Below are 20626 nucleotides of genomic sequence, written 5' to 3' on the forward strand. Positions count from 1 at the left end.
CGCTTGTCCCAACCGGGCGCAAGGTCTTTGCGGGCCGGCCCGGGCCCGCGCCGTTCCAACCCAAATTGCAAAGCTGTCGCACCCGACTAAGCAGATCTGCTTACTAGGGTTTTTACCGAAGGCGTCCTACAATCGCCATCCCCTGAAGCGTGTAAGCCCGTTCCTACAAGCGCTGACACCTTGCGCCACCCCAAGCTGGAGACAACTGAATGCCCGAGAACACCACGGCCGAGAACAACAACAACCAATCCGACAAACGCGCCCAGTTGCGCCGTGCGGCCCTCGAGTACCACGAGTTTCCCAAGCCCGGCAAGATCGCCATCGCGGCGACCAAGCAGATGGTCAACCAGCACGACCTGGCGCTGGCCTACTCGCCTGGCGTGGCCGCACCCTGCGAAGAGATCGTCAAGGACCCCAATGCCGCCTTCAAGTACACCAGCCGGGGCAACCTGGTCGGTGTGGTGACCAACGGCACGGCCGTGCTCGGCCTGGGCGACATCGGCCCGCTGGCGGGCAAGCCCGTCATGGAAGGCAAGGGCGTGCTGTTCAAGAAGTTCTCGGGCATCGACGTGTTCGACATCGAGATCAACGAGAAGGACCCCGAGAAGCTGGTGGAGATCATCGCCAGCCTGGAGCCCACCTTCGGCGGCATCAACCTCGAGGACATCAAGGCGCCCGACTGCTTCTACATCGAGCGCAAGCTGCGCGAGCGCATGAAGATCCCGGTCTTCCATGATGACCAGCACGGCACGGCCATCGTGGTCGGTGCCGCCATCCTCAACGGCCTGAAGATCGCCGGCAAGGACCCCAAGAACGTCAAGCTCGTGACCTCGGGCGCCGGTGCCGCCGCCCTCGCCTGCCTGGGTCTCCTGGTCAAGCTCGGCATCCCGCGCGAGAACATCTGGGTCACCGACCTGGCCGGCGTGGTCTATGAAGGCCGCACCGAACTCATGGACGAGGACAAGATCCAGTTCTCCCAGAAGACCTCGGCGCGCACCTTGAGCGAAGTGATCGAGGGCGCCGACGTGTTCCTGGGCCTGTCGGCCGGGGGAGTGCTCAAGCAAGACATGGTGCGCAAGATGGCACCGCGCCCGCTGATCTTCGCGCTGGCCAACCCCAACCCCGAGATCCAGCCCGAAGACGTGAAGGCCGTGCGCGACGACGCCATCATGGCCACCGGCCGCACGGACTACCCCAACCAGGTCAACAACGTCCTGTGCTTCCCCTACATCTTCCGCGGTGCGCTGGACTGCGGTGCCACCACCATCACCTTGGAGATGGAAATCGCCGCAGTGCACGCCATTGCCCAGCTGGCCCAGGCCGAGCAGAGCGAAGTGGTGGCGGCCGCCTATGTGGGTGAGCAGCTGGCCTTCGGCCCCGAGTACCTGATCCCCAAGCCCTTCGATCCGCGGCTGATGATGATGATCGCCCCGGCCGTGGCCCAGGCGGCAGCCGACAGCGGCGTGGCGCTGCGCCCGATCGCCGACATGGATGCCTACCGCGACAAGCTGCAAAGCTTCGTCTATGCCTCGGGCTCGATGATGAAGCCCATCTTCGCAGCGGCCAAGTCGGCCGCCAAGAAGCGCGTGGCCTATGCCGAGGGTGAGGAAGAGCGCGTGCTGCGCGCCGCCCAGATCGTGGTGGACGAGCGCATCGCCCGCCCCACCCTGATCGGCCGCCCGGCCGTCATTGCCGAGCGCATCCAGAAGTTCGGCCTGCGCCTGCGCGAGGGCGTGGACTACGACATCGTCAACGTCGAGCAGGACCACCGCTACCGCGACTTCTGGCAGACCTACCACCGCATGACCGAGCGCAAGGGCGTGACGGTACCGATCGCCAAGATCGAGATGCGCCGCCGCCTGGCGCTGATCGGCTCCATGCTGCTGCACAAGGGCGAGGTCGACGGCCTGATCGTGGGCACCTGGGGCCACACGGCCCTGCACCTGAACTACATCGACCAGGTGATCGGCAAGCGCGCCGGTGTGTGCACCTATGCCTGCATGAACGGCCTGCTGCTGCCCGACCGCCAGGTGTTCCTGGTGGACACGCACATCAACTACGACCCCACGGCCGAGCAATTGGCCGAGATCACCGTGATGGCGGCCGAAGAGATGATGCGTTTCGGCATCAAGCCGCGCGCCGCCCTGCTCTCGCACTCCAACTTCGGCAGCAGCAACCAGCCCAGCGCCGTGAAGATGCGCCAGACCCTGGAGCTGCTGCGCGTGCAGGCCCCCTGGCTGGAAGTGGACGGCGAGATGCACGGCGATGTGGCGCTGGACGGCAAGGCACGCGCGGCCATCATGCCGCACAGCGATCTCATTGGCGACGCCAATCTGCTCGTGCTGCCCAATATTGACGCAGCCAATATTTCCTACAACCTGCTCAAGACCGCGGCGGGCGGCAACATCGCCATCGGCCCCGTGCTGCTGGGTGCGGCGCAGCCGGTGCACATTCTGACGGCGAGCACCACGGTGCGCCGCATCGTGAACATGACAGCACTCACTGTGGCCGATGCCAACGCGTCCCGATAAGTAATGGAACAATAGCAAGCACTAACTTATATTGTTTGCATCCCCCCGAAGCGCCTGCCCAATCTTTGTGCAGGCGCTTGCTTTTTGGGGACCGTTGAGTCACACTACGGGCTCGAAATTTCGGGTTAACCCGTAGTTTCTGAAAGGTGTTGTTGATGCTGAAGGCTGTAGCCGCCCGGGCGCGCAAAGCAGGGTTTTTGTGTGCGGTGGGTGTTGCGATCGTTCTGTCCCCCCTGGTGGGGCAAGCCCGCCAATCCTCCCCGACCCCCGACGGTTCCACCACCTCCCCCATCGCTTTGGCCGAGTTGCCGCCCCAGGGGCGCGCGACGTATGTGCTGATCCGTGAGGGAGGCCCGTTTCCGTACGACAAGGATGGAACGGTGTTCGGCAATCGCGAACGGCTGTTGCCCGCCCACAAGCGCGGCTACTACCGGGAATACACCGTCAGAACACCAGGCTCGCGCAACCGCGGGGCCCGGCGCATTGTGTGTGGCGGCCAGCCCCGGACGCCGGACGCCTGCTACTACACCAGCGACCACTACGCCAGTTTTCGCGAAATCATCGAGAAATGATGCCTGGCATGCTGCCTCTGGCCGATTTTTGCGGCCCTGGGCAATGTGCGCTCTTGAATCCCCCACCCGTAAGCCGTACGCTGTGCAGTCTTGCGGACAGCCGAAGTTTTTGGACTTTATCAAGAAAGAGTAGCGGAGAAGATGCTGCAGACGCCACTTCGTAAAGACCTGGAAACGCCACTGCGTGGCGTGCGCACCAACATCGTGCAGTCCATCCGCGCCTTCCGCGTGCAGGACCTGCAGGATGCGGCCACGTCCCTGGGGCACCACTTCCTGTACGCCAACCTGGCCCACGCCCAGTCCAAGCAGGACGTGCTGGACCTGATCGCGGGGCAGTTCACCTTCCCGTCGCACTTCGGCAAGAACTTCGACGCGCTGTACGACTGCATGACGGATCCCTTGCACAAATCGGGCCCGCAGCCCGGTTTCATCGTGGTGCTGGAACAGATTCCCGCCACGGGCAAGTTCGACAAGGAAGCGCGCGAGCAGTTGCTCGACATCTTCCGCGATGCAGCCGACTACTGGAGCGATCGCAAGATCCCCTTCCGCTGTTTCTATTCTTTTCTGTAGCCCGTTCTGCATCCACCAGCCAAGCAGAACGGGCGAACGAGGCTAACGAAGCACAGACCAAGGTCCAGGGCATCGAGATCCCCGCCGACCCTGCCGCCGAAAAGATGCCCACTGACAAGTTGGTGGACGTGTCCCCTCTGGCGCTGCGCATGAGCAGCCCTTTCAATGCCGGCTACTGGCTGAGCGCCGCTTGATTCGGTACAACCCCCTGAGGCGCTGACGCGCCTTCACCCCTTCTCTCGAATGGCTGCGCCATTCGGGAAGGGGGACGCAGCCAGTGCGGCGGGGCGGCCCTTGCACGGCTGCCCTGGTAGGGGCAGCGCGCTTTCAACCGATTGGGGCCAAATCAGGGCTGCTTGCTCATCGCGGCGGCCAGGGCCACGTATTCGTCTACCGGGACTTCTTCGGCGCGGCGTTGGGTGTCGAAGGTGCCGGGGTAGGCCTTGGCTTCGAGCCAGCGGCCCAGGGTGTGGCGCAGCAGCTTGCGGCGCTGGCTGAAGGCGACCTGGACGAGTTCTTCCAGCAGGGGTTCGCTCAAGGGCACGGGCGCCTCGCGGGGCACCATGCGCACCACGGCGCTGTCCACGCGCGGGGGCGGGTCGAAGCTCTCGGGGGGCACGAAGAGCACGTTCTCCATGGCGTAGCGCCACTGCAGCATGACCGACAGGCGCCCGTAGTCGCCGGTGGCAGGCGATGCCACCATGCGGTCGATGACTTCCTTTTGCAGCATGAAATGCTGGTCCTCGATCACTGCCACATGCGCGAGCAGGTGGAACAGGATGGGCGTGGAGATGTTGTAGGGCAGGTTGCCCACCACGCGCAGCTTGAGCCCCGGCTGGTCCACGCGCGCGCGCCAGTCGAGCGCCAGCTGCGTGAAATCGACCCGGAGCACATCCGATTCGATCACCTCGAGCTGCCCATGCAGCCGCAGCCTGAGCGCCAGGTCGCGGTCCAGCTCGATCACCGTGAGCCGCCCCAGGCGCTCCACCAGCGGCTGCGTCAGCGCCGCCAGCCCCGGCCCGATCTCCACCATGGGCTGACCCGCCTGCGGCGCAATGGCATCCACGATGCCATCGATGATGCCGTGGTCGGACAGAAAGTGCTGGCCAAAGCGCTTGCGGGGAATGTGTTTCATCTCAACTGAATCGTGCGCGCACCCCGGTTGGACTGCGCGGAAAAGGAAGTGAAGGCACCCGGACGCCGGGTGCTATCAGGCGAATGATGCACCATTGCCATTCGCCAGGCCACAGGCCAGCCGCCCTCGGCGGAGCTCACCTGCTCAATCAACCACCGTCTGTGGTGCGAGGGCGGCCCGGCCGCAGCGCCGGGCCGCCCCAAGCAAGGCCAGCCCCCCTGGGGGGCAGCGAACCACACGAAGTGGGGAGCGTGGGGGCCTTATTGCGGTGGCTCGCGGTACTCGACATAGGCGCGGCCGCGCAGTTCCTGCGCCCAGGTGGCGTAGGCGTCCTCGATCTTCTTCTCGCGCACGGCGTCGCGCACCATGTCGCGTTGCTCGCGCTGCGTGAGCTTGGCCTCGCGGCGTTCCATGAGCTGGATCAGGTGCACGCCAAAGCGCGAGACCAGGGGTTCGCTGATGTCGCCGGGCTTGAGCGTGCTGATCGCCTGCTCGAATTCGGGCACATAGCGGCCCGGGCTGGCCCAGCCCAGGTCGCCGCCCTGCTTGGCGCTGCCGTCCACCGAGTTCTCGCGTGCCAGGGTCGCAAAGTCGGCCTGGCCGGCCAGGATGCGGCGGCGGTAGTCGGACAGCCGTGCGGCGGCTGCGGCCTCGGTCAGCTGGGCGCTGGGGCGCAGCAGGATGTGCCGCGTGTGGTTTTGCACCACGGTCGAGGGCAGGCCGGCCACATTGCGTTCCACCACCTTGAGGATGTGGAAGCCTGCGGGCGAGCGCACGGGGCCGACGATGCCGCCCACGGGCTGGCCCTGCACGGAATTGACGAACAGGTCCGGGTAGCGGTCGGCCGGACGCAGGCCCAGCAGGCCCCCGGCGCGCTTGCCTTCGGGCGCATCGGAGAACTCGGCGGCCACGGCGGCAAAATCGCTGCCCGGGGCACGGGCCTTGTCGGCGGCGCTCTGGGCGCGGGCCTGCAGTTGCGCGACCTGGGTGGGCGTGGCGTTCTCGGGCACCAGCACCAGCACATGGCCCAGGTTGAGCTCCATGGAGGAGGCATCGGCGCCCGACTGCTGCTCGCGCAGGAACTGGTCGATGTCCTGGTCGCTGACCCGGACCTTGGCGTCCACGTCGCGCTCGCGCAGGCGCTGCACCAGCAGCTGGCTGCGCAGCTCCTCGCGAAAACGCTCCTTGCTCGTGCCCTCGCGGGCCAGGCGCCGGTACATGTCCTCGACCGTCATGCTGTTTTGCTGGGCAATGCCCTGCTCGGCCTGGCTGAGGGCGAATTCCTCGACCTTCACGCCGCTTTCCTTGGCCTGCTGCATCTGGGCCTTTTCCAGGATCAGGCGTTCGAGCACCTCGCGCGCCAGCAGGTCGCGCGGGGGGCGGTTGCCGCCCTGCTGCTGGGCCAGCTGCTGCTCGGCCCGGGCCAGGCGCGCACGCACCTCGTTGTTGGTGATGGGCTCGGAGTTGACCACCGCCACGATGAAGTCGGCCGACTGCGGGCCCAGGTTGGCAGCGGGCAGGGGCAGGCTCGGGGCCGGGACGGCCCCGGGGCGGCCAGCGTTGCCCTGGATGCGCAGGCCCTGCGCAAATGCGCCCCCGGAGGCGAGGGCAGCCAGGCAGGCAAATGCCAGTGCGGAAACACGGTGGTTCATGGCGGTGTCAGTCAGTCGTAGTTGCTGAAGCGGCTGGGCGAGCCAACCTGGTCGCGCAGGTTCTGGTAGCGCGGCACATTCTGCTTGAAGGTGTCGAGGGGGCTGGAGCCCAGGCTGAGGCGGGAGAACCCGACGAACTCGATCTGGAACAACAGGCGCGTGTTGGAGGTGGAGACGCTGTTCTGCAGGCGCTCCAGCACCACGCGGCCGATCCAGCAGCAGCCGTCGTATTCGAGGCCGACCACGCTGTCCACCAGCTTGCGGTCCTGCATGCTGAAGTTCAGGCGGCCGATGGTGTACCAGCGGCCGGGGCCCTGGCCACGGCCGGGACCCAGGTCCTGGCCCTTGTCACCCCACAGGTCGTTGAGCGGCCATTGCCAGCCGATGTCGATCTGCTCGCTGGTACCGCGCTGGAAGCGGTAGGCCGCGCTCACCGTGCGGTAGTTGCCGGGGCTGTAGCGCGCGCCGATGGTGGAGCGGATGGAGCGCCGGGTCTTGGGGTTGTACTGCACCGTCGAGTCGTAGGCCCAGCTCTTGGTCCAGTTGATGCCGGCGCCCAGCAGGACGTCCGACAGGCGCTCGCTCACCGGCGCGGCGCCGGGCAGGGTCACCTGCTGGTCCGAGAAGCGCACGCGCTGCGCCACGCCGAAGCGTGCCGCCTCGGCACCCGAGTCGGGGTCGATCAGGCGCGTGGTCACGCCCATGGTCAGCAGGTTGTTGTCCGCCAGCCGGTCGTTGCCGCCGAACGAGTTCTCGGTGTAGATGGTGGCGAAGTTGAAATCGTTGAGTGCCGTGTCGTACAGCGGCAGCTTGCTCTGGTCGCGGTAGGGCGTGTAGGTGTAGAACGCGCGCGGCTCCAGGGTCTGCAGGAACGAGCGGCCGAAGAACGTGGCATCGCGTTCGAACACCAGGCCGCTGTCCAGGCTGAAGGTGGGCAGCGTGCGGCTGGCCGAGCGCGAGCCATCGCTGAGCGGGCCATCGAACTGGTATTGCGTGGTGTGCAGCTGCAGCCGCGGCGTGATGAAACCGGCCGGCGCGAGGAAGGGCCGGCTGATCTGCGCCACCGCGAACGAGCGGTTGGCATCGGGTTGCTTGGTCAGGAAGCGGTCGGCCTGGAAGCGCGTGGTGTCCAGCTCGATGCTGGCATCGAAGCCGCCCGCCAGCATCGTCGGCTCGTAGCGCCACACCAGTTGCGGCATGCGGTCGTAAGGCGGCACGATGGGGGCCGACACGTCCTGCAGCGTCTGCCACTTCAGGGCGCGTGCACGCACCGACATGTCGCCGGCGCCCCAGCTCAGGGTGGCATCGCCCGGCAGCAGGCGCTGGCGCAGCGGCTCGGAGACGCGGCCGAAGTCGCGCCAGTAGTTGTCGTCGCTCACCCGGTTGAGGTTCAGGCTCAGGTTCAGCCCGCCCACCGGCGACGCGATCAGGGCGTCGTGCTTGCCCGTGAAGCCCCAGCGCGAGCGGTCGCGCAGGCGGTCCGAGGGCATGTAGTCGCCGCTGAGCTCACCCTTGTAGGTCGGCTCCAGGTAGCGGAACTCGCCGCCCAGGTTGGCGCCGCGCTTGGACAGCAGGGCCGCGCGCAGCGTGGCGTCGCGGTTCGGGGCGATGTTCCAGTAGTAGGGCTGCGAATAGGCCACGCCATCGCGGCTGTCCAGCCCGAAGGAGGGGGGCAGCAGGCCCGACTTGCGCTTGTCCGACAGCGGGAAGGTGATGCGCGGAATGGGCAGCAGCGGGATGCCCTTGAACTCGAGCACCGCGTCCTCGGCCGTGCCCACTTCCTCCTCGCGGTCGATGCGGATGGTCTTGGCGCGCAGCACCCAGTCGGGCTGCCAGGAGGCCTCGTCGTTCTTCTGGCAGGTGGTGTAGGTCGCGTCGTGGACGACAGAGCGCTGGCGGTCGATGAAATCCACGCGCGTGGCGTCCCCATGGGCCTGGGTGGCCAGGAAGCGGTAGCGCGCGTCATTGAAGAAACCCTCGAAGGCGTCCACCCGCAGGTCCAGTGCCGTGCCCTCGTAGACGTTGCCGGCGCGGTTGATGCGCACCGAGCCGCGCGCCTTGGCCAGGTCCTCGGGCACGTCGTAGTCCAGCCGGTCGGCGCGGATCACCGTGTCACCGCGGCGCAGCTCGGCGTTGCCCTCGATGGTGGCGTTCAGGTCGGTCTGGCCACTGATGTGGTCGCCGCTGACGAAGATCGGCAGCTTGGGCCGTACCGCCTCGGGAATGGCCTCCTGCAGCTGGGGCGAGGTGCGCAGTGCCGGGGGGGCATCCCAGGCACTGGGGGCTGCCCCGTCCTGCGCCAGCGCTGCCAGCGGCAGGCCGCACCAGGCCAGCGCCACGCCATAGGCCAGCGCGCGCGGCACCGGCGGGCGCAGCCGCGCGCCAGGTGCCGTGGCGGGCCGGGTCCGGGAGGAAGGGGTCTGCGGCACGGTAGGGGGCTTGCGGCGTGGCACGTGGAGCGGTAGGGGCTGGATCGGACAAAGGGAACCCGCGCCAGGGAACGGGTTTGTAAAATCGGATTATCCATGAGCCACCCCCTCCCCCCTTCTTCCTCCCCCTCGCCTGCCGGTGTGGCGGGGACAAGCCCCTCTTCTGCCGCCGTCGCCTGGCCTGACGCTGCGCGCCAGGCCGCATTCGAGGCCTGGCTGGCGCCACTGGTGGGCGGCCACCAGTTGAAGCCCGAAACGCTGCGCCCGGCCTCGGCCGACGCGAGCTTTCGGCGCTACCTGCGCATCGACACCACGCTGGGCACGAGCTGCATCGTGATGGATGCGCCGCCCGACAAGGAGAACTGCCGCCCCTTCGTGCAGGTGCAGCGCCTCTTGGCCGATGCCGGCCTGAACGTGCCGCAGATCCTGGCCTGGGACGAGGCCGGTGGCTTCATGCTGCTGTCCGACCTGGGGCACCAGACGCTGATCGAGCTGCTCGACCCCGAGAAACCCAAGGACGCCTATGCCTGGTACCAGCAGGCCACCGACGTGCTGCTGCAGTGGCAGCTGGCCTCGAAGCCCGGTGTGCTGCCTGTGTACGACGAGGCGCTGCTGCGCCGCGAACTCGCGCTGTTCCCCGATTGGTACCTGGCAAAGCACCGCGGTGTCACGCTCGATGCCGGGCAGCAGGCCACGCTGTCGGGCGCGTTCGACGCCATCGTGGCGCACAACCTCGCGGCGCCGCAGGTCTATGTGCACCGCGATTTCATGACGCGCAACCTCATGGTGCCGGTGCAGGAGGGGGCGCCGCTCGGCGTGCTCGATTTCCAGGACGCGGTCTACGGCCCCATCACCTACGACATCGCCAGCCTGATGCGCGACGCCTTCATCAGCTGGGAAGAGGAATTTGTCATCGACATTACCGTGCGTTACTGGGAGAAGGCGCGCAAGGCCGGCCTGCTGGGTGCGAACAGCGCCAGCGGCTGGGGCGACGACTTCGGCGAGTTCTACCGCAGCGTGGAATGGATGGGCCTGCAGCGCCACTTCAAGGTCGCCGGCATCTTCGCGCGCCTGACCCTGCGCGATGGCAAGCCCAAATACCTGGCCGATGCGCCGCGCTTCCTGAACTACATCCGCGCCACCACCAACCGCTACCGCCAGCTCGGGCCGCTGCTCAAGATGCTGGACGCCATCGAGGGCACCGAGGCCCCCATGGGCTATGCCTTTGGCCGCGTGTGAATGAAGCACCCCCTGAGTCGCTTCGCGCCTTCACCCCTCTCTCGCATTGCTGCGCAATGCGGGAGGGGGACGCCCCCGGTGCGGCGGGGCGGCCCTTGCACGGGGCGCTGGCTTGGGCCGTGCCAGTTTTTGTGCGTTGCGGGCTGCGTTCGGCGTCATGGAAAATTGATATGCCATTGAAGAGATAACGTACATGCCCCGCTTCCATTGCCCTGTGGATCTTGCCACCGGCGCCGAGATCGACCTGCCCGCGGGCGCCGCCCGCCATGTGCAGGTGCTGCGCCTGCAGCCTGGCGACACCATCACCCTCTTCCATGGCGGCCAGGACGGCCCGGGTGGCGAATTCGACGCCACCGTGCTGCGCATGGGGCGCAGCGACGTGCGCGTGCAGGTCGGCGCCCACCACGCCATCGAGCGCGAGGCGCCGCGCGCCGTGCACCTGCTGGCCGGCATCACGGCCAACGAGCGCATGGACTGGCTGGTGGAGAAGGCCGCCGAGCTGGGTGTGGCCAGCATCACCCCGCTGGTGGCCGAGCGCAGCGTGCTCAAGCTCAAGGGCGAGCGTGCCGACAAGAAGATCGCCCACTGGCAGGCCGTGGCCGTGGCCGCCTGCGAGCAGTGCGGGCGCAACCGCGTGCCGGTGGTCCATGCCGCCGTGGACCTGGCCGCCTGGGCGCGCGCGCAGGCCGGGGCGGACACCACCGGCGCAGCGCAGCGCCTGCTGCTGTCGCTGCGGGCGGGCACGCAGCCCTTGCATGCAGCCGCCGCCGGGGCGGGCCCGGTGCTGTTCCTCTCGGGGCCGGAGGGGGGCCTGAGCGCGGGGGAAGAGGATCTTGCACTGCAGCATGGCTTTGCGCCCGTCACGCTGGGCGCGCGCGTGCTGCGCGCCGAAACGGCGCCGCTGGCGGCGCTGGCCGCACTGACCCTGGCCTGAGCCCGAGGCGCGCGGGTGACACAAAAACCCCCACGCGCGCGGGCGGGCCCGTAAAATCCTGCCCAGCGCCGTTGGTCCAGCGTGCCCAATCCGGGCGCCGTGCCCATGGCAGGAGAGGCAGGCCACCGTGCACACCCCCACCCACTGGCAGCGGCTGGTGGGCTCTGTTCTACCCACCGACCGCCGCCGGCGCACCATAGGCAGCATGGCTTTGCTCGCGCTGGTGCTGATGGCGGGCAGTGCGGGCGTGATGCTCATGCTGGCCCATGCCGGCATGACGGCCCACAAGGAGGCGGTGCAGTGGTGGGCCGCCATCTCGGTGGGCGGCCTGGTGGTGATGACGGTGATGATCTTCACGGGGTGGTCCGAGCGCCTGCCCGATCCCTCGCTCACCATCGTGCAGATGAGCTGGACCATCACCAGCGGTGCCGTGGCCTATGTGCTCGCGGGCGATGCGCGCGGCGTGGTGCCCAGCGTGCTGGCCATGATCCTGTTCTTCGGCACCTTCGGCCTGTCGCTGGCGCAGGTCATCGGCATCGGCAGCTATGCGCTGTTCGCCTTCGTGGTGGCCGTGGCTGCGGCGGCCCGCTTCAATGCGGCCAGCTACACCGTGGTGGACACGGCCTATGCGCTCATGGTGCTGCTGGTGCTGGCGGGCTCCATTGCCCTGAACCTGCGCATCCAGAGCATCCGCCAGCGCCTGGGCCTGCAGCGCGAGGCCCTGGCCCAGGCCCTGGCCGAAAACCGCGAGCTGGCCATGCGCGACGAACTCACGGGCCTGCTCAACCGCCGTGCCATGCTCGACCTGATGCTGCTGGAGCAGCGGCGCAGCCTGCGCAGCGGCCGCCCGCTGTTGCTGGCGCTGCTGGACATCGACCATTTCAAGCCCATCAATGACCTGCACGGCCATTCCACCGGAGACCGGGCGCTGCAGGCCTTCACCGCCGCCGTGCGCGGCAGCGTGCGCGACACCGATGTGCTGGCCCGCTGGGGCGGTGAGGAGTTCGTGCTGATGCTCTGCGATACGCGGGTGGACGATGGGCTGGAGCTGCTCGACCGGGTGCGCGGCGCGGTGGCCCAGTTGCAGGTGCTGCACGTGTCCGACACCGTGCGCTTCACCGTGTCGGCAGGCCTGGCCCAGCACGTGCCCGGTGAGACCATCGAGCACACGCTGGACCGGGCCGACCAGGCCCTGTACACGGCCAAGGCGCTGGGGCGCAACCGGGTGGCGGTGGCGCCCACGCCCCGGCCCATGGGGGCCGCCTCGGCGCACCTGTGGCCCTGAGGGGCTTGGTTTGCTACTCTATTGGTAGCAAAAAACGGTGGTGGAACGGGCGCAAAGGCCTGTTCCATGGCCCTCGCCTTGCGCGGCGCAGGGTACCATCCGGGCATGAGCACGCACTACGAGACCTTGCACCAGCCCGCGGCCTACGCCGAGGCCTTTGGCGTGGAGCCGCCCGCTGCCGTGGGGGAACGGCATCTGTGGCCGCGCAAGCAGGGTTTTCTCATCCGCCGATGGGCCGAGCCGCAGCCGCAGCCGCCGGCTGACGTGGCCCAGGAGCCGGCGCCTGCAGACCGCCGACGGGAGCTGGTGCCCGCGCAGTGGGGGCTGGTGCCCCACTGGGTGAAGTCGGCGTCCGATGGCAAGCTGCGCGCGCCCAAGCTGGTCAACGCCAAGTCGGACCTCGTCTCCACGGCCACGGCATTCCGCGACGCATGGCTGCAGGGCCAGCGCTGCATCGTGCCCATGCTGGCCTTTCATGAGGACGACCACCGCCAGGGCAAGGCGCGGCTCACGCGCATCAGCCGCGTGGACGGCAAGCCCATGGGCGTGGCCGGTGTGTGGGCGCGCTGGCAGGGGCCGGACGGTGAGGAGCTGCTCAGCTATGCCCTGATCACGGTGAACGCCAACAACCATGCGCTCATGCACCGCTACCAGCAGCCGGGCAGCGAGAAGAGCATGCCCGCCATCCTCAACGAAGGCGCCTACGACGCCTGGCTGAATGCGCGCGTGGACAAGGCCAAGGAGTTCCTGCGCCAGTACCCGGCGCAGTCGCTCACGGCCAATCCGGTAGAGACCAAGGCGGACAAGATCCCCAAGGGCTGGCTGGACTAGCAACGCACCAAGCCTGTGCACAATGGGCGCCTTCCCCTGCCCTGCGCGCTCTGCTGAATGAACAAGAACCTCTGGCTGCTGGCCCTGTGCCAGGGCCTTTTCCTGACCAACAACGTCGTCTTCATCGCCATCAACGGGCTCGTGGGCCTGCAGCTGGCGCCCTATGGCTGGATGGCCACGTTGCCGGTGATGGGCTATGTGGTGGGCGGTGCGCTGTCCACCGCGCTGGTGGCGGCCACGCAGGCGCGCTGGGGGCGCAAGGTGTCGTTCCAGATCGGGCTGGCCGTGGCGGTGCTCTCCGCGGCGCTGTGCGCATGGGCCGCGTTCAGCGCGCAGTTCTGGCTGCTGTGCGCGGCCACGGTGGTCGCGGGCTACTACAGCGCCAATGGCCAGCTCTACCGCTTTGCGGCGGCCGAGCTCACCACGCCGGAGTTCCGGGAAAAGGCGGTGTCGCTGGTGCTGGCCGGCGGCCTGCTGGGCGCGGTGGCCGGTCCCAACCTGGCCAGTGCCACGCGCACCCTGTTCCCCGTGCCGTTTGCCGGGGCCTACATTGCGCTGATGGGCGTGGCGCTGCTGGCCATGGCCTGCATGGCGGCCATCCGCTTCGAGGCGCCGCCGGCCGTGCTCAACGCGGCGGGCCAGCCCCAGCAGGGGCGGCCGCTGTCGGTGCTGATGCGCCAGCCGGCCTTTGTGGTCGCCATCCTGGGGGCGGCGCTGGGCTACGGCGTGATGAACCTGCTGATGGCCGCGACCCCGCTGGCCATGCAGGTCTGCGGCTTCGCGTTCGACCAGTCGGCCCTGGTGCTGGAGTGGCATGTGATCGGCATGTTCGCGCCGGGATTCTTCACCGGCCACCTGATCAAGCGCCTGGGCGTGTTGCCGGTGATGGGCACTGGGGTGTTGCTCAACTTCGCCTGCGTGGCGATTGCGCTGTCGGGGGTGGAGCTGCACCACTTCGGCGTTGCGCTGTTCCTGCTGGGCGTGGGCTGGAACTTCCTGTTCACCGGCGCGACCACGCTGGCCATGACGGCCTACCGCCCCGAGGAGAAGGACCGCGCCCAGGCCGCCATCAACTTCTGCGTGTTCGCCACCCTCGCGGTGAGTGCGTTCTCCTCGGGGGTGCTGGTCACCACCCAGGGCTGGACGCTGCTCAATGCCGGCTCGCTGGTACCCATCGTGGTGACGGGCGCGGGCTTGCTATGGCTGGCCGTGCAGCGCCGGCGCGGCTAGCAGGTCCGTCGCCACGGCCTGCGTGAGCCACTGCACGAAGCTGGCAATGGCGCGCTCCTCTGCCCGTTCGCGCGCGATGAACAGGCTGTAGCCGCGCAGGCCACCGTCCACAAAGGGGTGGGCCAGCGCCAGCTCGCCCGATTGCAGTTCGCGCTCCACGAAGTAGCGCGGCACCAGGCCCACGCCCAGGTCGGCGCGCACGGCCTCCACCAGCATCGAGAACAGGTCGAAGCGGTGGCCGCCCAGGCTGTGCGCGGGCGTGCGCGCGATGCCCGCGTGGGTGAACCAATCGTCCCAGGCGCCCAGGCGCGAACTGAGCTGCAGCAGCGGCACAGTGCTGAAGTCGCCGCGTTCCATGGCACGCCGGTGGCGCGACTGCGGTGCGCAGACCGCAACGCAGGCCTCGCGCAGCAAGGGCTGCTGCAGGGCGCCGGGCCAGGCCGCATCGTCGTACTGCACGGCCACATCGAACGGGATCTCGGCCATGTAGGTCTGCGTGGGGTAGACCTGCAGGTGCACGCTGCAGCCGGGCTCCTGGGCCAGGAAGGCCGGCAGGCGCGGCAGCAGCCAGCGCTCGGCGAACACGGGCACGCAGCCCACCTGCAGGCTGGTGCCGTCGGCGCGCTGGGCCATGGCCTCGCGCGTGTGGTTCTGCAGGCGCAGCAGGTCGCCCGTGATCTGCGCGTGGTAGCGCCGGCCCGCCTCGGTCAGCTCGGTGCCGCGCGCGCTGCGCCGCACCAGCTGCAGGCCGAGCTGGCCTTCGAGCTGGCGCAGCTGCTGGCTCACGGCGCTGTGGGTGAGGAACAGCTCCTGCGCGGCCTTGCCCACACCGTGGTGGCGCGCCACGGCGTCGAAGATGAGCAAGGCGCGGGTGCTGGGGATGTGGCGGTACATGTAAGAAAAACTGACGGGTGGATAGATTAAAGCAGAACCCAAGACCGCCCGGCGGCCCAACAATTGCTCGGTCATCCAGATGTCACCGCCTTGGTGCCGTGCATTGCCATTTCTTCTGTTCGTCAATTTCATTTACAACATGAACCCGTCCTGCTCCTCCCGCCGCCTCCGCTTCGCGGCCAGTGCCATTGCTCTTTCCGTTGCCGCCCTGGTGGGTGGTGGGGCCCATGCCCAGGGCGTCGCCCCCACGCCCACCCAGCTGCGCCCCGCGGTGGACCAGGCCTACACCCAGCTCATGGCCGCGCCGCAGATCCAGAAGCTGCTCGAGGCCGTCAAGGCCGACCACGAGCGCGCCACCGGCGACCTGAAGATGCTCACCGAGATCGAGGCGCCGCCGTTCAAGGAGCAAAAGCGCGCCGAAGCCTTCCTCGCGCGCATGAAGGCGCTGGGGCTCACGAACGCGGCCATCGACGCCGAGGGCAACGTGGTCGGCGTGCGCAAGGGTGCGGGCCAGGGGCCCAAGCTGGTGGTCTCGGCCCACATGGACACGGTGTTCCCCGCCGGCACCGACGTGAAGGTCAAGGAGCGCGACGGCCGCCTGTATGCGCCCGGCATCTCCGACAACACGCGCGGCCTGGCCGTGCTGCTGTCCTGGCTCAAGGTGCTCAACGACAACCGCATTGCCACCGTGGGTGACCTGGTCTTCGTGGGCAATGTGGGTGAGGAAGAGCTCGGCAACCTGCGCGGCATGAAGCACCTGTTTGCCGAGCACCTGGACATCGACGGCCTGGTGGCCCTGGAGCCTGCGCCGGACGGCACCGTGCTCATGCAGGGCACGGGCAGCCACCGCCACGAGGTCACTTTCAAGGGACCGGGCGGCCACAGCTTCGCGGCCTTCGGCCAGGTGCCCAGCGCCATCCACGGCATGGGCCGGGCCATCGCCAAGATCTCCGAGATCCGCACGCCTGCGAGCCCCAAGACCACCTTCACCGTGGGCACGGTGGGCGGCGGCACCTCGGTGAACACCATCGCGCCCGATGCGCGCATGGCGGTGGACATCCGCTCCGACGCCATGGAGCCCTTGCTGGCCACCGAAAAGCAGGTGCTGGCGGCGGTGGACGAGGCCGTGGCCGAGGAGAACCAGCGCTGGGGCGTGAACACGCTGAGCGCATCGACCAAGCTCATCGGCGACCGCCCGGGCGGCCGCACGCCGGTGGACACCATCATGGTCGAGGCCGCCGTGCGCGCCAACACCGCCTTCGGCCACAAGACGGTGCTCAGCGGCGCCAGCACCGATGCCAACGTGCCCATGTCCCTGGGCATTCCGGCCATCGTGATCGGCGGCGGTGGCAAGACCGGGGGCTTCCACGCGCTGTCGGAGTGGATCGATCTGACCGATGCCTGGAAGGGGGCGCAGAACTCGCTGGTCACCGTGCTCGGCCTGGTGGGCGTGCAGGGCGTGAGCGCCCCGCTGCTGGAAAAGCGCGCGCCGCGCAGCAAGTGAGCAGCCGGTGCTATCGACCGGCGACGGGCGGTAGAACAATTCACCATTGTTGACACGGGGGCAGGCCCTGGCCTGCGTACCATCGCCGGGTGGCGGGCCGCTTCGGCCCTGCCCTGACTTTTTCAGGAGATCACCATGGGTTTGCTCGATTCAGTGCTGGGCGCTGTCATTCAGAACGCCTCGCAGGGCCATGGCGGTGCATCGGCAGCGCAAGGCGGCGGCGGCCTGGGCGGTTTGGTGGCGCTGGCGGCGCAGAACCCGCAGCTCATCCAGGCCGTGCTGTCCCTGGTGGGCAATGACGGCCCGGTGGGCGGCTTGCCGGGCCTGATGGCCAAATTCCAGCAGGCCGGGCTGGGCGACATCATCGCCTCGTGGTTGGGCCACGGTGCCAACCAGGCGATCTCGGGCGATCAGCTCTCGCGCGTGCTCGGCGCCGGTCCGCTGTCGCAGGTGGCATCGCAGCTGGGTGTGGGCCAGTCCGACGCCGCCCACCAGCTCGCGCAGGTGCTGCCGGGCCTGCTCGACCAGCTCACGCCGCAGGGCCACGCGCCCCAGGGCGGGCTGGGCCAGAGCAGCGACCTGTTCGGCATGCTGGGCGGCCTGCTCAGCAAGTAAGAAGGCGCAGCCCGGGTCCTATGCGGCCTGGACGGCAGGCGCGCGTGCGGCAGCGCTTGCTGCGCGCGCCGGGCAGCGCATGTCCAGCCATTGGCGCAAGGTGTCGAACACCGGTGCTGCCATGTCTGCGCGCTCGTTGAACAGCTCGTGGTACAGCGGCTCGAAGCAGCGCGACTGCACCTGGGCGCTGGGGGCCGCGGCGGCGAACGCACGGCTGCCGGCGGGGTTCACCAGCCGGTCGCTGCCAGCCCACATCAGCAGGGTGGGCAGCTTCCATTGCGGCGCCACCGCCACGGTGGCCGGGCCGCCATCGGCAATGAAGCGTGCCAGGCGCGCGCTGATGCGGTCGTGGCACAGCGGGTCGGCCAGGTAGGCCGTGGGCACGGCGCTGTCGTGCGAGAGGTATTGCGCATTCAGGCCATTGCCCACGCGCAGGTTGGGCGCAATGCGCGGCAAGGTGGCCAGCAAGAGCTTCTGCACCGCGCCCAGGCCGGGGTCCAGCGCGGGGGAGGAGAGCACCAGCGCATCCACGGGACGGATGCCCAGCGCGACAAAGCGCGCGGCCACCAGCCCGCCCATGCTGTGGCCCAGCAGCACCAACGGCAGCCCCGGGGGGGTGCGTGCTCGCAGGGCGTCCACCATGTCGGCCAGATCGTCGAGCAGCCGGCTGTCCGAGGTCAGGCCGCCGCGCGGGCCACTCGACTCGCCGTGGCCGTACTGGTCATAGCCGCGCACGGCAAAGCCCCAGCCACCGAGCTGCCGCGCCAGCGCGTCGTAACGGCCCACATGCTCGCCCAGGCCATGCACCAGCAGCACAGCGCCGCGCTGGGCCTGGCCTGGCGCCAGCGGCCAGTCCTGGACGGCCAGGTTCTCCCCATCGCTGGCGGTGAAGGTGGTCAGGGTGGAGGCAACGGGTTCGGTCATCGGGCAGGCGGTGGCAGAAGTGGGCGTCGTGGCCCAGGTACGGGCAGGAAAGGTTCGCGCAGGCAACAATCTGCCGCATGCAGGCATCGTGACGGCGCCCTGGGGCGCCGTCAATGGATTTCATGCGCGGGCAGGCCTTTGCGGCTCCAGGCCATGGCGAGTACCCAACGGTTCAGGCCAGCGAGATCCAGAGATCGTCCCAGTCGGTGGGCTGGAAACTGCCTTCGCGGCGCAGCACCTGCTGGTGCTGGCGGTTGAGCACGTAGTGGGTTGGCCGCCGCGTGATGGGGCCGAAGCTGTCCTGGTGGCCGGCGGCGTTGCGCCAGGCGATGGGAAAGCGTTGTTCGGCGGGTACGGAGACCTTGAGCAGGTCGATGTACTGCATGAAATCGGCGTTTTTTTCGTCCAGGTTCACGCCCAGCAGCACGAAATCGCGCTGGCGGTTGCTGGTGTAGAACTCGCGCATCAGGCGCAGCTCGTTCACGCACAGCGCGCAGCCCGCGGTGAAGAAACTCACCAGGCAGACCTTGCCCTTGAAGTCGGAGAGCATGACGGGCTTGCCGTCGCTGCCCGTGCCGGACAGCTGGTGCGGCGTGCCCTTCGCCGGTGCAGCCGCCTGCGCCCAGGCACCTGCCTGGGTGCCTGCCATGGCCGTTGCAGCGCATGCGTGCAGGAAAGTTCTTTTGTCCATCGCCAGGACCCGCAAACAGGAAGTTGGGAACCCGGCACGGTGGTGGAACCCCCGGTGCCGGGAACGGGATCAGGCCGCTGCCGGTACCGCCGCCTGTTCGGCCGCCATGGCCGCGATCACGTGCGCGACCGAGGCCGTGAGGCGCTTGGCATAGGGCACGTGCAGGAACTCGTTGGGGCCATGGGCATTGCTCTTGGGGCCGAGCACGCCGCAGACCATCATCTGCGCCTGCGGGAAGCCCTCGCTGAGCATGTTCATGAGCGGAATGGTGCCGCCCTGGCCGATGTAGCCGCAGGGTGCGCCGAAATGCGCCTGCGATGCCTCGTTGAGCGCGCGCTCGAACCAGGGCGTGGTGCTCGGGGCGTTCCAGCCCGTGGCGCCGCCGCCATGCTCGAAGGTGACCTTGGCCTGGTAGGGCGCGTTGTCTTCGAGCAGGGCCTTGAGCTCCTGCACCGCCTGGCCGGCATCCACCAGGGGCGGCAGGCGCAGGCTGAGTTTGAAGGCCGTGTAGGGGCGCAGCACGTTGCCGGCGTCCTTGAGCGCCGGGAAGCCCTCGGCCCCGGTCACGCTGAGCGTGGGTGTCCAGGTGCGGTTGAGCAGGGCCTGCACCGGGTCGGTGGTGGTGGGCAGCGCAAAGGTGGTGGAGCCACCGCAGTCATAGTGCGCCCAGGGGAAGCGCTTGTACACCTCCTCGCCCAGGATGGCGGCCGTGGCGCGGGCCTGGGCCAGGCGGTCGGCCGGCACCTCGCAGTGGAAGCTGGCGGGCAGCAGGCGGCCGGTGGCGCTGTCCTCCAGGCGGTCGAGCACCTGGCGCATGATGCGGAACGACGAGGGCACCAGGCCCGAGGCGTCACCCGAGTGGATGCCCTCGGTCAGCACCTCGACCTTGAGCGTGCCGCTGGCCATGCCGCGCAGGCTGGTGGTGAGCCACAGCTGGTCGTAGTTGCCCGCGCCCGAGTCCATGCAGACCACCAGGGCCACGTCGCCCATGCGGGGCTTCAAGGCGTTGATGTAGGGCAGCAGGTCGCCCGAGCCGCTTTCCTCGCAGGTCTCGATCAGGCCCACGATGCGCGGGTGCGGCACGTTCTGGCGCTTGAGCTCCTGCACGGCGGCCACGCTGGCGTAGACCGCGTAGCCATCGTCGGCACCGCCGCGGCCATAGAGCTTGCCGTCCTCGTACTTGGGCGTCCAGGGGCCCAGGTCGTTGCGCCAGCCCGAGAACTCGGGCTGCTTGTCCAGGTGGCCGTACATCAGCACGGTCTGGGTGCTGGCGGGCGCGGTGGCGTCGATCTCGAAGAACAGCACGGGGGTGCGGCCTTCCAGGCGCACGACCTCCAGGCGCAGGCCGGGCACTTTCTGGGCCTCGACCCAGGCGGCGGCGTTGCGCACCACGGTATCGAGCAGGCCGAGCTCGGCCCAGTCGGGCGAAAAGCCGGGCGATTTGGCCGGGATGGCGATGTAGTCGGTGAGCTGGCGCAGGATGTCGGTGTCCCACGCCTGGCTCACCCGCTCGAGCGCCAGTGCGGGTTGCAGGGCGTGGGAGGGGACGCGGGCGTTCATGGTGGTGTTCCTCTGGCGGGATGAAACCAG

Annotated in this window: 17 protein-coding genes; 10 read left to right on the top strand and 7 right to left on the bottom strand. The window is 68.5% G+C overall.

The window, feature by feature from the left end; genetic code table 11:
* Positions 1-209: 209 nt before the first annotated feature.
* The 3 genes from AC3WOH_RS01630 (at position 210) to AC3WOH_RS01640 (ending at position 3673) form a co-directional block, all read left to right on the top strand.
* Positions 210-2531 carry an NADP-dependent malic enzyme gene (locus AC3WOH_RS01630; protein WP_492227665.1) on the top strand — a complete coding sequence of 774 codons (2322 nt, stop codon included), beginning with the start codon at positions 210-212 and terminating at the stop codon, positions 2529-2531.
* A gap of 155 nt (positions 2532-2686) precedes the next feature.
* Complete coding sequence (locus AC3WOH_RS01635) at positions 2687-3103, top strand: guanyl-specific ribonuclease (RefSeq protein ID WP_492227666.1); 417 nt, start codon at positions 2687-2689, stop codon at positions 3101-3103.
* Positions 3104-3247: 144 nt separating this feature from the next.
* Positions 3248-3673, top strand: a complete 426-nt coding sequence (locus tag AC3WOH_RS01640; protein WP_184855665.1) for a barstar family protein — start codon at positions 3248-3250, stop codon at positions 3671-3673.
* A 346-nt stretch (positions 3674-4019) separates the two neighbouring features.
* Here the strand turns inward: AC3WOH_RS01640 and rsmA are convergent, their stop codons facing one another.
* From rsmA to AC3WOH_RS01655, 3 genes are all read right to left on the bottom strand, one after another.
* The gene (rsmA, locus tag AC3WOH_RS01645) at positions 4020-4808 is read right to left on the bottom strand and encodes a 16S rRNA (adenine(1518)-N(6)/adenine(1519)-N(6))-dimethyltransferase RsmA (protein WP_492227667.1); all 789 of its coding nucleotides are present in this window, start codon (positions 4806-4808) and stop codon (positions 4020-4022) included.
* A 260-nt stretch (positions 4809-5068) separates the two neighbouring features.
* The gene (locus AC3WOH_RS01650) at positions 5069-6460 is read right to left on the bottom strand and encodes a peptidylprolyl isomerase (RefSeq protein ID WP_492227668.1); all 1392 of its coding nucleotides are present in this window, start codon (positions 6458-6460) and stop codon (positions 5069-5071) included.
* An 11-nt stretch (positions 6461-6471) separates the two neighbouring features.
* Positions 6472-8889: an LPS-assembly protein LptD gene (locus AC3WOH_RS01655; RefSeq protein ID WP_492227669.1), complete on the bottom strand. Its 2418-nt coding sequence runs from the start codon at positions 8887-8889 to the stop codon at positions 6472-6474.
* A gap of 96 nt (positions 8890-8985) precedes the next feature.
* On the opposite strand from AC3WOH_RS01655, the gene AC3WOH_RS01660 reads away from it, so the two are divergent.
* From AC3WOH_RS01660 to AC3WOH_RS01680, 5 genes are all read left to right on the top strand, one after another.
* Positions 8986-10128, top strand: coding sequence for an aminoglycoside phosphotransferase family protein (locus AC3WOH_RS01660; RefSeq protein ID WP_492227670.1), 1143 nt, complete (start codon positions 8986-8988; stop codon positions 10126-10128).
* A gap of 193 nt (positions 10129-10321) precedes the next feature.
* Entirely contained in the window at positions 10322-11062 is a 741-nt protein-coding gene (locus tag AC3WOH_RS01665) for a 16S rRNA (uracil(1498)-N(3))-methyltransferase (RefSeq protein WP_492227671.1), read from the top strand.
* 127 nt (positions 11063-11189) lie between these two features.
* Positions 11190-12347, top strand: coding sequence for a diguanylate cyclase (locus AC3WOH_RS01670; protein WP_492227672.1), 1158 nt, complete (start codon positions 11190-11192; stop codon positions 12345-12347).
* Between the two features lie 105 nt (positions 12348-12452).
* On the top strand, positions 12453-13178 hold the full coding sequence (locus AC3WOH_RS01675; protein WP_492227975.1) for an SOS response-associated peptidase: 726 nt from the start codon (positions 12453-12455) through the stop codon (positions 13176-13178).
* Positions 13179-13235: 57 nt separating this feature from the next.
* Positions 13236-14408 (top strand): MFS transporter, encoded by a 1173-nt coding sequence (locus AC3WOH_RS01680; RefSeq protein ID WP_492227673.1) that lies wholly within the window; start codon positions 13236-13238, stop codon positions 14406-14408.
* Here the strand turns inward: AC3WOH_RS01680 and AC3WOH_RS01685 are convergent.
* Positions 14376-15302, bottom strand: a complete 927-nt coding sequence (locus AC3WOH_RS01685; RefSeq protein ID WP_492227674.1) for a LysR substrate-binding domain-containing protein — start codon at positions 15300-15302, stop codon at positions 14376-14378. The two genes, AC3WOH_RS01680 and AC3WOH_RS01685, sit on opposite strands and share 33 nt — an antisense overlap.
* A 139-nt stretch (positions 15303-15441) precedes the next feature.
* On the opposite strand from AC3WOH_RS01685, the gene AC3WOH_RS01690 reads away from it, so the two are divergent.
* Both AC3WOH_RS01690 and AC3WOH_RS01695 read left to right on the top strand, forming a co-directional pair.
* A complete protein-coding gene (locus AC3WOH_RS01690) occupies positions 15442-16806 on the top strand; it encodes a M20/M25/M40 family metallo-hydrolase (protein WP_492227675.1) in 1365 nt (454 codons plus the stop codon).
* A gap of 135 nt (positions 16807-16941) precedes the next feature.
* Entirely contained in the window at positions 16942-17421 is a 480-nt protein-coding gene (locus AC3WOH_RS01695) for a YidB family protein (RefSeq protein WP_492227676.1), read from the top strand.
* 18 nt (positions 17422-17439) lie between these two features.
* On the opposite strand, the gene AC3WOH_RS01700 is transcribed toward AC3WOH_RS01695, so the two are convergent.
* The 3 genes from AC3WOH_RS01700 to AC3WOH_RS01710 form a co-directional block, all read right to left on the bottom strand.
* A complete protein-coding gene (locus AC3WOH_RS01700; protein ID WP_492227677.1) occupies positions 17440-18345 on the bottom strand; it encodes an alpha/beta hydrolase in 906 nt (301 codons plus the stop codon).
* A 172-nt stretch (positions 18346-18517) separates the two neighbouring features.
* The gene (locus tag AC3WOH_RS01705; RefSeq protein ID WP_184855324.1) at positions 18518-18994 is read right to left on the bottom strand and encodes a TlpA family protein disulfide reductase; all 477 of its coding nucleotides are present in this window, start codon (positions 18992-18994) and stop codon (positions 18518-18520) included.
* 111 nt (positions 18995-19105) lie between these two features.
* Positions 19106-20596: a M20 family metallopeptidase gene (locus AC3WOH_RS01710; RefSeq protein ID WP_184855325.1), complete on the bottom strand. Its 1491-nt coding sequence runs from the start codon at positions 20594-20596 to the stop codon at positions 19106-19108.
* Positions 20597-20626 lie beyond the last annotated feature (30 nt).

The sequence above is a fragment of the Acidovorax sp. FW305-C-20-28 genome (assembly GCF_058783375.1).

Bases quoted from the DNA above. Each gene is read 5' to 3' on its own strand.
- AC3WOH_RS01695 (WP_492227676.1), top strand. From the start codon at position 16,942: ATGGGTTTGCTCGATTCAGTGCTGGGCGCTGTCATTCAGAACGCCTCG.
- AC3WOH_RS01690 (WP_492227675.1), top strand. From the start codon at position 15,442: ATGAACCCGTCCTGCTCCTCCCGCCGCCTCCGCTTCGCGGCCAGTGCC.
- AC3WOH_RS01665 (WP_492227671.1), top strand. From the start codon at position 10,322: ATGCCCCGCTTCCATTGCCCTGTGGATCTTGCCACCGGCGCCGAGATC.
- AC3WOH_RS01675 (WP_492227975.1), top strand. From the start codon at position 12,453: ATGAGCACGCACTACGAGACCTTGCACCAGCCCGCGGCCTACGCCGAG.
- AC3WOH_RS01660 (WP_492227670.1), top strand. From the start codon at position 8,986: ATGAGCCACCCCCTCCCCCCTTCTTCCTCCCCCTCGCCTGCCGGTGTG.
- AC3WOH_RS01680 (WP_492227673.1), top strand. From the start codon at position 13,236: ATGAACAAGAACCTCTGGCTGCTGGCCCTGTGCCAGGGCCTTTTCCTG.
- AC3WOH_RS01685 (WP_492227674.1), bottom strand. From the start codon at position 15,302: ATGTACCGCCACATCCCCAGCACCCGCGCCTTGCTCATCTTCGACGCC.
- AC3WOH_RS01630 (WP_492227665.1), top strand. From the start codon at position 210: ATGCCCGAGAACACCACGGCCGAGAACAACAACAACCAATCCGACAAA.
- AC3WOH_RS01705 (WP_184855324.1), bottom strand. From the start codon at position 18,994: ATGGCAGGCACCCAGGCAGGTGCCTGGGCGCAGGCGGCTGCACCGGCG.
- AC3WOH_RS01700 (WP_492227677.1), bottom strand. From the start codon at position 18,345: ATGACCGAACCCGTTGCCTCCACCCTGACCACCTTCACCGCCAGCGAT.
- AC3WOH_RS01635 (WP_492227666.1), top strand. From the start codon at position 2,687: ATGCTGAAGGCTGTAGCCGCCCGGGCGCGCAAAGCAGGGTTTTTGTGT.
- AC3WOH_RS01710 (WP_184855325.1), bottom strand. From the start codon at position 20,596: ATGAACGCCCGCGTCCCCTCCCACGCCCTGCAACCCGCACTGGCGCTC.
- AC3WOH_RS01650 (WP_492227668.1), bottom strand. From the start codon at position 6,460: ATGAACCACCGTGTTTCCGCACTGGCATTTGCCTGCCTGGCTGCCCTC.
- rsmA (WP_492227667.1), bottom strand. From the start codon at position 4,808: ATGAAACACATTCCCCGCAAGCGCTTTGGCCAGCACTTTCTGTCCGAC.